The sequence below is a fragment of the Amycolatopsis sp. SID8362 genome, assembly GCF_010550475.1.
In the GTDB taxonomy this organism is placed as follows: Bacteria; Actinomycetota; Actinomycetes; order Mycobacteriales; family Pseudonocardiaceae; genus Amycolatopsis; species Amycolatopsis eburnea.
Map to the genome: position 1 here is coordinate 1 of NZ_JAAGNB010000576.1, position 12539 is coordinate 12539.

The 12539-nt window shown below is 70.5% G+C and carries 10 protein-coding genes; 5 read left to right on the plus strand and 5 right to left on the minus strand.

From position 1 onward, the window contains the following. The 3 genes from G3I65_RS17900 to G3I65_RS17910 all read left to right on the plus strand — a co-directional run. Positions 1-378: hypothetical protein (locus G3I65_RS17900; protein WP_203612420.1), on the plus strand; the 378-nt coding region annotated here is incomplete at its 5' end. 398 nt (positions 379-776) lie between these two features. Then, on the plus strand, positions 777-1148 hold the full coding sequence (locus G3I65_RS17905; protein ID WP_160697121.1) for a peptidase inhibitor family I36 protein: 372 nt from the start codon (positions 777-779) through the stop codon (positions 1146-1148). Between the two features lie 146 nt (positions 1149-1294). Then, a complete protein-coding gene (locus G3I65_RS17910; protein WP_160697122.1) occupies positions 1295-2563 on the plus strand; it encodes a VCBS repeat-containing protein in 1269 nt (422 codons plus the stop codon). A 51-nt stretch (positions 2564-2614) separates the two neighbouring features. On the opposite strand, the gene G3I65_RS17915 is transcribed toward G3I65_RS17910, so the two are convergent. Beyond that, the gene (locus tag G3I65_RS17915; protein WP_160697123.1) at positions 2615-3094 is read right to left on the minus strand and encodes a hypothetical protein; all 480 of its coding nucleotides are present in this window, start codon (positions 3092-3094) and stop codon (positions 2615-2617) included. 206 nt (positions 3095-3300) lie between these two features. Here G3I65_RS17915 and G3I65_RS17920 point away from each other — a divergent pair, with 206 nt between their 5' ends. Beyond that, positions 3301-6102, plus strand: coding sequence for a BTAD domain-containing putative transcriptional regulator (locus tag G3I65_RS17920; protein WP_160697124.1), 2802 nt, complete (start codon positions 3301-3303; stop codon positions 6100-6102). Positions 6103-6627: 525 nt separating this feature from the next. After that, on the plus strand, positions 6628-8568 hold the full coding sequence (locus G3I65_RS17925; RefSeq protein WP_166640234.1) for a right-handed parallel beta-helix repeat-containing protein: 1941 nt from the start codon (positions 6628-6630) through the stop codon (positions 8566-8568). A 3-nt stretch (positions 8569-8571) separates the two neighbouring features. Here the strand turns inward: G3I65_RS17925 and G3I65_RS17930 are convergent, their stop codons facing one another. The 4 genes from G3I65_RS17930 to G3I65_RS17945 all read right to left on the minus strand — a co-directional run. Continuing rightward, the gene (locus G3I65_RS17930) at positions 8572-9792 is read right to left on the minus strand and encodes an MFS transporter (protein ID WP_160697126.1); all 1221 of its coding nucleotides are present in this window, start codon (positions 9790-9792) and stop codon (positions 8572-8574) included. 12 nt (positions 9793-9804) lie between these two features. Further along, positions 9805-10842 carry a 3-oxoacyl-ACP synthase III family protein gene (locus tag G3I65_RS17935; protein WP_160697127.1) on the minus strand — a complete coding sequence of 346 codons (1038 nt, stop codon included), beginning with the start codon at positions 10840-10842 and terminating at the stop codon, positions 9805-9807. A gap of 13 nt (positions 10843-10855) precedes the next feature. Then, entirely contained in the window at positions 10856-12109 is a 1254-nt protein-coding gene (locus tag G3I65_RS17940) for an ATP-grasp domain-containing protein (protein WP_160697128.1), read from the minus strand. Between the two features lie 11 nt (positions 12110-12120). Beyond that, positions 12121-12539, minus strand: a 419-nt coding sequence (locus G3I65_RS17945) for a biotin/lipoyl-containing protein (protein ID WP_304506159.1), incomplete at its 5' end; no start/stop codon positions are given.

Consider the following 12539-nt stretch of genomic DNA (forward strand, 5'->3'; position numbering starts at 1 on the left):
GCCGCGGCCGCGGTGGTCGCCGCCAAGCTCGAGCAGGCGCAGCCCTGGCCGGTTCCGGGCCGGCCGTCACCGGCGCGGCCGCCCGGCTTCGAAGTGGAAGTGACTGTGCGGTCGGACTTTCCCGTCTCGCCCGCGCTTGTCGTGTCGTTGCGGCCAGGGCTCGTCCTGGCCGACGAGGTGCTGCTCGAAGTACTGCCCGGCCAGCCGGCGTTCACCGGCGTCGCCAGCGACATGCTCGCCGCGAGGATGCAGGAGACCCGGCTGTCCTACTTCCACCCGGAAATGTTCGCCAACGAGTGGACGGTGAACATCAACAACGTGCTGATTTTCCAGTCCTCCGACCGCCAGCTGCCCGACCTGGAGGCCGGCGCGCGCTGAGGCCAGTTCGCCGTGGGAACCCGCGCTTTCGGGCAGGTGCCGCGGCGGGCTCGGCCAGCGCATTCGGCTGGAGTTCGGGGATCTCGGTCCGCCGCCTCGCGCGCCGAGCGTGAGGACGCGGCCACCACCACGCCCGGATGAAGTCATCCAGCAAGTCGGCGCCACCTCGGTTGCCGTGCGGTGGCGTCGTCATCGGCGAGCTCGCGCGCGACCAACGAAGTCAGGGCCCCGAGCATCGACACGTCGACAGGGTGGCCCTTGCCATCGGGGATGCGTGACATCCGGCGTCAGCGATCCGAAAGCCATCCGAAACCACTCACGGGTCTCCTGTATTCGCTCAGGCCGGTTCGGAACGAACTGCGCTCCTTCTGGCACTTCCAGCTCCTCGAGGAGAACCCATGCGACATCTGTCCCAGCGTTTGGCCGCGGTGACGTTGCTGGCGGCGGCGACCACGGCCGTGTCGGCCGCGCCGGGGTACGCGGCGACCGGCTACGACCGCTGCCCCAGCGGCTACTTCTGTCTCTTCGCCGACGCCAACGGCGGTGGGACGATCGCCTACTTCCACTTCGGCTCGCCGGACCTGCGTCAGCAGCACATCGACAACGCCGCAACCTCGGTGTGGAACCGCAGCTCGGACGCGTTCGCGCTCTGCGATTCCTACAACTACGCCGGCCAGATCACCGATGTCTTCCCCGGCGCGCGTTCGAACCTGGACGCAAGCGAAAACAACCGGGCGAGCTCCGTGAACAAGGGTGCCCACAGCTGCTGAGGGCCGAACCCCAAAGAGAAAGGTTCCGAATGTCCATCTTGCGAAGAAGACTGACGGCGGGGGCCGTCGCCGCTGTACTCGCCACAGCGCTTTCAGCGGTTCCCGCGGTCGCCCAAGAACCCGCACCCGATGACGGAATTCACGTCATGCTCGCCTGCGTCAGCTACGACGCCAACCAGTCCGTCACCCGGGCCGCGGCCCTCACGCGGTCGCTGTCCTGGGTGCGGGAGCGGGTCCCGTACAGCCAGTCGAACTGTTACCACAACGAGTGGGGCACCTACCGGACGGACTGCTCCGGGTTCGTGTCGATGGCGTGGGGCCTGCGGATGTCCTACACGACGGACACCCTCGACCAGGTGTCGCACCCGATCGCGCGGGCGGACCTGCGCCCCGGTGACGCGCTGCTGCGCCCGGGACACGTCGCCCTCTTCATCGGCTGGGAGGACGCGGCCCAAACCCAGCCGCGGGTGCGGGAAGAAGCCGGTCCCGACGGCGCGCCGGCCCGTGAGGGACCGTGGTCCCAGAGCTACGCGGCGACGTACACCCCGGTGCGGTACGACAACATCGTCGAAGGCAGCGTTCCACGCAACGCCACCGACGGTTCGGACATCGACGGCGACGGTGAAGCGGATCTGCTGGGGCTGAAGCCGGACGGCGCACTGTTCTACTACCACAACGACGGGACCGCGGACGGTCATCCGTTCAGCGGTTCGGGCACCCAAATCGGCACCGGGTTCGGGGTCTTCGACTGGATCAACGGCGCGGACATCTCGGGAGACGGCAGCGCGGACCTGCTGGCACGCAAACCGGACGGCTCACTCTGGTACTACGGCAACAACCGCTCCCACAACGCCGGTGGTGTCCCGTTCGCGGGCAGCGGCACCCAGATCGGCTCCGGCTTCGACACCTTCACCCGGCTCGACGCCGCGGACATCGACGGCGACGGGGCCGCGGACCTCCTGGGCCTGAAAGCGAACGGGTCGTTGTTCTACTACCACAACGACGGCACCGCGGACGGTCATCCGTTCAACGGGTCGGGCACCCAAATCGGCACCGGGTTCGGGGTCTTCGACTGGATCGACGGCGCCGACGTCTCGGGAGACGGCAGCGCGGACCTGCTGGCACGCAAACCGGACGGTTCGCTGTGGTACTACGGCAACAACCGCTCCCAGAATCCCGGCGGGGTCCCGTTCGCGGGTACCGGCACGCAGATCGGGTCCGGTTTCGCCGCGTTCGACCGGCTCCGTGCCGCCGACCTGAGCGGCGACGGCAGCGCCGACCTGGTGGCACGCAAGCCGGACGGTTCGCTGTGGTACTACGGCAACAACCGCTCCCACAACGCCGGTGGTGTCCCGTTCACCGGTAGCGGCACCCAGATCGGTACCGGCTTCGACGTCTTCACCGAACTCACCTGAGCGCGAACGCCGAGGGCCGCGTGGTGCGGCCCTCGGCGTTCAGTGCGTGCTTCAGGGGCGGATGACCCATTCGTTGAGCCCGTTGTCGCCGCACGGAACGACGGCGATGACGCTGCCGAAGGCGAATTCGGACCAGTCCCCCTTGATGCTCCGGTTGATCAGGTGCGACCACGACTGACCGCCGGCGAGGGAGACGCGGGGGAGGTCGAACCAGCCGCCGCTGTCGATCTCGCGCATCCACTGCACGCTGAACGGCTGGTTGGTCTTGTTGGCGATCGTGATCCGGCGGAGGTACGAGCCGCCGGCAACCCAGTGGCCTTCGAAGGTCAGGTCGACTTCGCCGGCGTACGGCGCGTTGTCGCAGTGTTTCGAAGGGTAGATGTACGCCTTCACGGCGTTGTAGCCCTCGCTGGTCTTCGGGTAGAAGTGCGCGTTGTAGTTGCGTTGCCCGTAGGCGGCGTCGGCCGTGCCGGACCAGAGCAACGTGGCGGCCAGCGCCGACAAGGCGGCGAGTGAAAGCGTCTTGCGCATCGGAGTTCCCCTTTTCGCAGGTGGCCTGTGCACGCTCCATCAGAAGCCACCCAGCTTTCGCAGGTCTTACGTATCGCTGTCGGCGTGTGTCAGATGCTTCGGCGAGCAGGCCGCCCGCCAGCGCGCCGCCACCGCGGTGGCATCGACGGCGGACGGACTGCGCGAATCCGGCCATCGGACCAGGTCACCGCCGGTACCGTGGCTTTGTGGGCACCCTCCGCATTCACCTCCTCGGTCCGCTGCTCGTGCAAGTCGACGGCGAAACCGTGCCGCTGCCTGCCGGCCGGCCTGCTGCGCTACTGGCCGTGCTCGCCCTGGCCGGCGGTCGTTCGGTGACCACGGACGAACTGGTGGAGCAGATCTGGGGCAACCGTGAAGGCGACACGCGCAACGTCCTCGCGGTCGGCATCTCCCGCTTGCGCAAAGTGCTCGGCACGGGCGCGGTCGTGGCACAGGGCGGTGGCTACCGGCTCACCGTGCCGGCCGACGACATCGACGTCAGCCGGTTCACCCGACTGGTCGAAACGCCCCACGGCCCACCCCGCGCCCGGCTGGCCCGCGTGGCGGAGGCCCTCGCACTCTGGCGCGGGGAGCCGCTGGCCGGTGTCGGAATCGACCTGCCCCTCGCCATCGGACACCTGCGTGAACTGCGGCTCCGGGCCCAAGAATTCGCTGCCGAACTGCGGCTCGAGCTCGATGAACACCACCGGGTCGCGGCCGAACTGCCGGCTCTCGTGGCCGCCAACCCACTGCGCGAGCAGCTCACCACGTTGCTGATGGCCGCGCAGTACCGATGCGGCCGCCAAAGCGAAGCGCTGCAGGCCTTCGAGTGCCTGCGCAAGACCCTCGCCGAGGAGCTGGGCGTCGACCCGGGACCCGGCGCGCGCCGGATGCACCAGCGGATCCTGCAAGCCGACCCCGAGCTGGACGTCGGGGGCAGCCGAGCAGTGCCTGCCCAGCTTCCCCCACCGCCCCCGCAGCTGGTCGGCCGCGACGCGGAACTCCTGGTTCTGGACGATCTGGTGGGCGGCGGGCCGTCGATCGGGATCGTCACCGGCCCGGCAGGTGTCGGCAAGACCGCGCTGACACTGGCGTGGGCGCACACCGTACGCGGCGACCTGCCCGGCGGGCAGGTCTACCTCGACCTCAACGGCTTCGGCCCCGGTGAACCGCTGTCTCCTGGAGACGCCGTGACCGCCCTGCTGCAGGGCCTGGCCATCGCGGAGACGGAATCCACCGGGACGCTCGAAGGACGATCAGCCCGGTTGCGGACTGCACTGTCGGACCGGGAGGTGTTGCTCATCCTCGACAACGCCCGCGACAGCGCGCAGGTGCTGCCGCTGTTGCCCGGTTCCGGATGCGTCACCGTCGTCACCAGCCGCGCGCGGTTACCCGAATTGACCACTCGGCACGCGGCCCGCCGTCTGGTGCTCGATGCGCTCAGCCCTGCCGACTCCGTGCGGCTCCTGGGCAGCGTTGCCGGGGACGCGCGGATCGCCGCCGATCCGGAGGCCACCCAGCGGATCGCCGAGCTGTGCGACCGGCTGCCGCTCGCCACGGTCATCCTCGCCGAGCGCATCGCGCGCAGCCCCGATGTCCCCGTGGGCGAACTGGCCGCCGAACTGGCCCTCGAGCAACGCCGTCTCGACGCCCTGGAGGTCGGCGGTGACGTCGCCGTGAGCATGCGCGTCGCTCTCGGCTGGTCGTATGGCGCACTCCCGGATGCCACGCGCAGCTTTCTCCGCTCGACCGGAGCACATCCCGTCGCGGAGTTCGACCTGGCCGCCGCGGCCGCCGCAGCGGGCGTCCCCGGCGTGGTCGCGCGACACGCCGTCGATGAACTGACCGGTCTGCACCTGGCGCATCGGGTGACCGGTAGCCGTGTCGTGCTGCACGACCTCGTCCGTGACTACGCCGGGGAACTGCTGCACGGCAAGGAACGTGCGGACGCGCTCGACCGGCTTCTCTTGTGGTACCAGCAGACGATTGCCGCGGCGTGCACCACGCTCGACGTTCGGGGGTGTCCGGACCCGCCTCCCCCGGCGGACAACGTCACCCCGCTGACCTTCGGTACCCGCGCGGAGGCACTTCGCTGGTGTGAGACAGCAGGACGCGCGGTACTTGCGCTCGCCGACACTGCCGCGCGCACCGGTCGATACCACTCCGTCGGCACGCTCGTCGGGCTCTACTGGAGCTACCTCGACACCCGGGGCCGGCCACACGAAGTCAGCGCCATCTGCCGGCTGGCCCTGAACGCGGCTCGCGCGGAAGGCGATACCGTCGGCGAGGCACTGCACCTGAACCGGCTCGGCATCGCCCACTTGCTCCTGGGTGATTCGGCGGTCGCCGAGGAACACGTACGCGCCGCACTCGCTCTCGACCGGGCTCGCGGGGATCATGCCGCTGAAGCCGAAACGCTCGTTCACCTGGCGCGAATCCTGGTCTGCGCCGACCGCCCGGCTGAGGCGATCCCGCTGTGCCGCAAGGCCCTGGCCTGCCTGTCCCGGCACGAGACGAGGTGGCGCGCGTGGAACAACCTCGCCGCGGCGCAGCAGGAGGCAGGCCGCGCCGCCGACGCCCTGGAGTCGGTCGGGCGGGCGTTGCACGCGGCCGACCTGCTCGGCGAGGCCGACCGCCGCGAACGGACACTGGACGCGGCCGCGATGCGCGCGTACTCCCTCGACACGCGCGGCCACATCCTCCTGAAACTCCATCGCCATGCCGATGCGCTCGACGACTTCCGCCACGCCCATCACAGCGCCATCGAGCTGGGAGAATGGCGTTTGGAAGCCGAGGCACTCGTCGGCGCCGGGCAGGCATTGCACGTCCAGGGTCGTTTCGGCCCGGCGCACCAGACGTGGGAGAAGGCTCTGGATGTGTACCGGGATGTAGAAGCCCACACAGCGGCTGCGAGGCTGCGCGAGACGCTGAGGACATGCTGCGGTCTTGTGAGCGCGTACCGGAAACCCGGCGGTCGATTCGGATTGGCGCGCCGGATTCAGACTTGACCGGTGATCGACAACAGCCGTCGGAGAAGACGACACATCCGGCCCTCGTGGACCAGGACCGACGTCCCGAGAAGTCAAGCATGCAGCCCGCAATCCAGCCCGCGACGCGCGGCTCGATGGGGTGTCACCGCGGTGGTGTCCACACCCGGTAGTCCGGCAGCCGGGCTCGTCGGGTGCGGCGCCAGAACGCGATTGTCGTGTCCGGTCACAGGACCGTGTCGAGGCACTCGGCGCCGCGCCGCCGGAGCCGGCGCAGGCAGTCGACGATGTAGCGGGCCTGACGGCCCGCTGACCCGCCCCGAACTGGTCGACCGCTACACCGAGATCGTCATGGCGATCCTCCACGCTCAGCCCAGTGAGATCCGATGAACGGGACACTAGAGCGTTAAATCGTCGGATTTATCCCATTTTGTCAGGTAATTCATCCGACCGCTCGTTGACAGTCCTTTGCCGTGCCGGTCAAACTCTGAGCCGCCAAAGCTCCGACAAGGGACGGTCAGCGTGCGCACACGATTCAAGGTGGCAATGGTCGCGACCAGCCTCGCGCTGACGGCGGCCGCGATTCCGGTGACCCCGGCGACATCGGCGACGCAGCAGGTCGTCCACGTCGCGCCGAACGGCGATGACACCCACGACGGCACGAGCGAGGGCCAGGCCGTCCGGACACTGCAACGCGCTCAGCAACTCGTGCGCGGGCTGGTCCCGGACATGACCGGCGACGTCTCCGTCAGCCTCGCCGGCGGCACCTACGCGCTGAGCGCGCCGCTGCGGCTGACCGCCGCGGACTCCGGGGCCAACGGCCACCGCGTGGCCTGGACCGCCGCGCCCGGCGCCCGGCCGGTCATCAGCGGCGGCGTCCCGATCACCGGCTGGAAACTGGCCGACCGCACCAAGAACATCTGGTCCGCGCCCGCTCCCGCGTCGTTGCGGACTCGCCAGTTGTACATCAACGGCACCCGCGTTCCCCGCGCGACCGGCACGCTTCCGGTCACCCTGACCAGGATCACCGGCGGCTACACGACCTCGTCGGCCGCGATGGACAACTGGCGCAACCCCAAGGACATCGACTTCGTCTACACCGGGGGCCTCGGCGCGTGGACGCAACCGCGTTGCCCGGTGAACACGATCTCCCCGACGACGATCAAGATGGCGCAGCCGTGCTGGGACAACTCGACCAAGCGCGTGATGCGGACCGACGGCTCCGGCCGCACCGTCGAACTGGTCGGCCGCCAGGCCATCACCGAACTGCCCACCGCGGTGGAAAACGCCTACGAGCTGCTTTCCGCCGGCGAGTGGTACCTCGACAACACCGCGCACACCGTCTTCTACGTGCCGAAACCGGGTGAGGACATCACCAAGGAGACGGTGACCGCGCCCGCGCTGGAAACCCTGGTGTCCGGCATCGGGACGGCTTCGGCGCCGGTCCACGACATCACGTTCAGCGGCCTCCAGTTCTCCTACGCCACCTGGAACTTCCCGAGCACGCCCGAAGGGTTCTCCGAGATCCAGGCGAACTACACGCTGACCGGCGCACACGGTTTCGACCAGCAAGGGCTGTGCCAGTTCGTCGACAACGGCAAGTGCCCGTACGGCAACTGGACCAAGGAACCGGGCAACGTCTCCTTCGCCTACGACAAGAACATCGAATTCACGCGGGACGCGTTCGCCCACCTGGGCGCGGCCGGACTCGACCTCGGCACCGGCTCGCAGCACGACCTGGTGCGGGGCAGCGTGTTCACCGACATCTCCGGCAACGGGCTGGAACTCGGCGGCGTCGACATCACCCGGCCCACCGCGGCCGCGCAGCACACCAGCGGCAACCAGCTGCTCGACAACCACGTGTTCGCCACGTCGGTGGAGTACGCGGGCGGCATCGGGATGGACATCGGCTACACCGAACACACCACCGTTTCGCACAACCAGATCGATCACACCCCCTACAGCGGGATCTCGATCGGCTGGGGCGGCTGGCCGGACAAGGTGAAGATCAAGGCGGAACCCAACTACAGCAACAACAACACCCTCGCCCGCAACCTGATCTTCGACCACATGCAGCTGCTCGCCGACGGCGCCGGGATCTACACCAACGGCAACACCGGACCGAACATGGCCGGCGGCGAGAAGGTCACCGGAAACGTGATCCACGACCAGAAGGGCGCGGGCAAGGCCGTCTACACCGACAACGGCGCGGGGAACATCACGATCACCGGCAACGGGATCTACAACGCCCCTCTCGCCTGGGGCTCCAAGCACACCGACTACACCCTGAACCAGGGCACCTACGACCCGCTCGACATCGAAAACAATTACTGGGAGAACGGCAGCGCGGACTACAACCAGAAGTCCGTGGTGATCAGGAACAACCACGCGATCACCGATGCCGGCGGCATCCCGGCGGCCATCCGCGCCAACGCGGGCTTGGAGGCCGCCTACGCCGACATCCTGAGCTGGACTCCGGCCGGCTGAACCTCAAGCGTTCTGCGGCTCAACCTTCACCTGACGAGCCCGGTCCCGCTCGGCCCACCGCACGACGGGCGGGACCACCAGGCCCGTGACCGCGAAGACCCCTCCCACGACCCACCACCCCGGCGTCCCCCAGGTGATGCACAGCGCGATGAGCACGGCCGGGCCCAGGGTCACGCCCAACCCCAGTCCCATGCCGAACAGGCCTTGGTACTGCCCCACCGCGTGCGGGGGTGCGAGCGTGAACGACAGCTCGAATCCGCCCGCCGCCTGCCAGATCTCGCCGATCGAGTGCACCACCACCGCGGCCAGCAGCAGCACCAGCGCCAGCCACGTCGGTGCGCCCGCCATCGCCGCGATCGCCACGCACGCCGCGAAGAACGCGAACCCCGCGCGGCGGAACGCCACCGCTCCCGCGCGCGGTGTGTCGATCCGGCGGCTCGCGCGGACCTGGAAGAACACCACGATCGCCGTGTTGACCACCATCACGCCGGACACCGTCCAGTTCGGCGCGGTGGTCCGGTCGACCAGCCAGAGCGGGACCGCCGCCGTGAGCACCCGGTACTGGATCGCCAGCACGCCGTCCAGCAGCGTCAGCACCAGGTACGGGCGGTCCCGCAACGCGATCCAGCGGGGTCCGGCGCCCGCCGGTTTCGCGGGGACCGCCGGCAGGACCAGCACGATCGCCGTGCTCGCCGCGTACGACAGGGCGCTGCCGCCGATGAGCAGCAGGTACGCGTTGCGGGTGTCGGCCGCGACGCCCCAGCCCGCCAGCAACGCGCCGAACGCGATGCCGAGGTTGGTCACCGACCGCAGGTAGCCGCGGAACTCGGCGGGCCGGTCGCCGCCGTACTCCTGCACCAGCGGGCTCCGGGCGGCGGGCCCGGCGGTCTGGGCCGCGGCGCCGAGGCTCGCGAAGACCACGAACGTCCAGAAGTCCTGTGCCAGGCACAGTCCCGTCATGGAAATCGCGCCGAGCACGAGCGTGACCGCGTAGACGGTCCGTGCGCCGTGGCGGTCGGCGAGGTGGCCGAACGGGATCCCGGCCGCGAGCGACACCGCGCCGGCGATGGTCAGGCCGGCGCCGACCTGGCCGGCGGGCAGCTGGACGACGCGGGTGAAGTACAGGACGCCGGCGGTCAGGTAGACGCCGTACCCGGTCATGGTCACCAACGTCGCCACGGCCAGGAGCCGGGGTGGTCCGCCGCGAGGCAGGAGCGCGGGCATGGCAGGCCTTTCTCAGTGGTGGGACAGGGTGACGGCGCGGTCTTCGGCACCGGCTTCGGGACGCGGCGGCACCGCGGTCCACCGGCACAGGCCGACGCCGAGGTTCATGCCGCCGCCGAACCCGGCGAGCAGCACGACGTCGCCGACGTTCAGCGCGCCGGCGCGGTGGGCGGCGTCGAGCGTGATCGGCACCGACGCCGCGCCGGTGTTGGCGTAGCGGTCCACGGTCAGGTGCAAGGTCGCGTTGGGCAGGTCGAGCGTCTCCCCCAGCTCGCGCAACAGCACGCCGTTGGCCTGGTGCGGCACGAAGTGGTCGACGGCGGCGGCGGGCAGGCCGCTTTCCCCCAGGGTCCGGGCGATCGCGTCCGGGACGTGCCCGGCGACGAATTCGCGCACGCCGCGCCCGTCCATGCGGAAGAAGTGCTCGCCGTCCAGGACCGAACGCACCGAGGCGGGGACCCGGCTGCCGCCGGCGCGCACGCCGATCAGCCGGTGGGCATCGCCGTGTCCGCGCAGCCGCGTGCCGATGACGCCCCCTCCCGCCGGTACGGGGCCGAGCACGACCGCCCCCGCGCCATCACCGAACAGGATCGCGGTCTTGCGGTCACGGACGTCCAGGATGCGGGAGTAGATGTCGGCGCCGATCACCAGCGCGTGCCCGCCGTCGCGCACCAGGCCCTGGGCCATCGCCAGCGCGTAGACGAACCCGCTGCACACCGCGTTGACGTCGACGGCCGACGCCGAACGGGCGCCGATGAGGTGCTGGACGAGGCTCGCGGTCGCCGGCTGCGGGCAGTCCGGGGTCGAGGTGGCGACGACGACGTGGTCGACGTCGTCCGGGCTCAGGCCGGCCGCGAGCAGCGCCCGGTCGGCCGCGATCGCCGCGAGGTTGGAGGTGGCCTGGCCGGGGGCGGCGTGCCGGCGTTCGCGGATGCCGGTCTTGCGTTCGATCCACGCCGCGTCGACGCCGGCCGCCGGGCTGATCTCGGCGTTGGTGACGACGCGGTCGGGCAGGTAGGAGCCGGTGCCGATGATGCCGATGTCGGTCATGTCGTCCTCGGGTTCAGCGCAGGGCCCACAGGCCCGGCAGGCGGTCGGGTTCGGCGTCCGGCACGAACTTCACCGAGTCCACGAGGTCCGCGGCGAGCGCGCTCGCGGCCTCGGGGGTGTCGGCGCCGACGACGATCAGGCCGACGCGGTCGCCGGACCGGTGCAGCGGCCGGATCTCGTCACCGGGCCCCACGCTCAGCTCCGCGTGCAGGACGGCGGGGTGCGCGAGCACTTCGTCCCAGCCTTCGACGGCGGCGAGCCGGCCCGGCGGCGGGGTGAAGTACCGGACGGCCGCGCCGCGGCTCGGCTCCAGCGGGACGTCGGTGACCGGACGGCCGAGCATGTCGTCGAACACCAGGCCGTACAGCTCGAGACCGGGGATGGCGTGGGCGAGCATCCGGTGGATCCAGTCGCCGCCGAACCGGCCGTGCACCTCGCCGAGCACGACCCCGGCCGCGGTGAGCCACAGCTCGACGTGGAAGCCGCCGACCCGCAGCCCGAGCGTCTTCAACGCGCTCGTGACCTGTGCTTCGATCTCCCGGCGCCGGGCCTCCGGCAGCGGCGCCGGCAGCACGTGCCCGGTCTCGACGAAGAACGGCGGCGGCACCTTCTCCTTCGCGGTGATGGCGAGGATCTTCGGCTCGCCGCCGAGGAACACGCCTTCGACGCTGAACTCCGGCCCCTCGACGAACTGCTCGACGAGGAACGGCTTCGCGTCCGGCAGCAGCGCGATCGCCCCGGGCAGCTGCCCGGGCTCGGTCACCAGGCTGACGCCGGTGCTGCCCATCGCGTCGCGCGGTTTCACGATCCACGGCCCGGCGTGCTCGCCCAGGAACGCCTCCGCCGCGGCCGCGTCCGCGCACAGCCGCACGACCGGCTGCGGGAACCCGGCGGCGGCCAGTGCCTCCCGGCAGGCGTCCTTGGTCCGGACGCGGTGGACGGCCTCGGGCGGGTTGCCCGGGGCACCGACGGCCTGGGCGGTTTCGGCGACGGCGACCTGCGCCAGCTCCTGGAGCGCGTAGACGGCGTCGAAGTGCTCGTCCTGCGCCTTCGCCCACGCCGCGGACGCACCGGGCCGCAGAACGTCCACAGTGGACGTCGCCGACGCCTTGCCGACGACGTCTTCGGTCGCGGCGAGGACTTCGGCGGTGTTGGTGACGTGCACGCGCAGGCCGCGCGCCGCCGCTTGGGCCAGTGCCTCGGCCGCCATGTCGAGGCTGAAGCTCAGCGGCCGGGCGCCGCCGACGAACAGCAGGGTTTCGGGCATGGGTGGCTCCTTCACGGTTTCAGGGTGACCAGGACCTGGCCGGCGGTGACGTTCGCGTTGAGGGCGCAGGAAAGGCGGTCGACGGTCCCGGCGAACGGCGCGACGATGCGGTTCTCCATCTTCATCGCCTCGACGACCACCAGCAGCTCCCCCGTTTCGACCCGGTCCCCGGGCGCGCAGGCCACGCCGACGACGACCCCCGGCATCGGCGTGCGCACCGCGCCGTCGGTGGCATCGCCGCCGCCTTCGTCGAAGGTGCGGCGCGTCAGGGCGACGCGATGGCCGCCGAGGACGATCTCGTAGCCGTCCGCGGTGGGCAACCCCGTCCAGCGGGTGGTCCCCACGCGGCCGTGGACCAGCGCGTCCGGCCCGCGTTCGGCGAGGACGGCGAACCGGCGGCCGCCGGCTTCGACGTGCAGCCCGGCCCGGT

Coding starts and splice junctions, on each gene's coding strand:
- G3I65_RS17905 (WP_160697121.1), top strand. CDS start 777: ATGCGACATCTGTCCCAGCGTTTGGCCGCGGTGACGTTGCTGGCGGCG.
- G3I65_RS17940 (WP_160697128.1), bottom strand. CDS start 12,109: ATGCCCGAAACCCTGCTGTTCGTCGGCGGCGCCCGGCCGCTGAGCTTC.
- G3I65_RS17915 (WP_160697123.1), bottom strand. CDS start 3,094: ATGCGCAAGACGCTTTCACTCGCCGCCTTGTCGGCGCTGGCCGCCACG.
- G3I65_RS17935 (WP_160697127.1), bottom strand. CDS start 10,842: ATGACCGACATCGGCATCATCGGCACCGGCTCCTACCTGCCCGACCGC.
- G3I65_RS17910 (WP_160697122.1), top strand. CDS start 1,295: ATGCTCGCCTGCGTCAGCTACGACGCCAACCAGTCCGTCACCCGGGCC.
- G3I65_RS17930 (WP_160697126.1), bottom strand. CDS start 9,792: ATGCCCGCGCTCCTGCCTCGCGGCGGACCACCCCGGCTCCTGGCCGTG.
- G3I65_RS17925 (WP_166640234.1), top strand. CDS start 6,628: ATGGTCGCGACCAGCCTCGCGCTGACGGCGGCCGCGATTCCGGTGACC.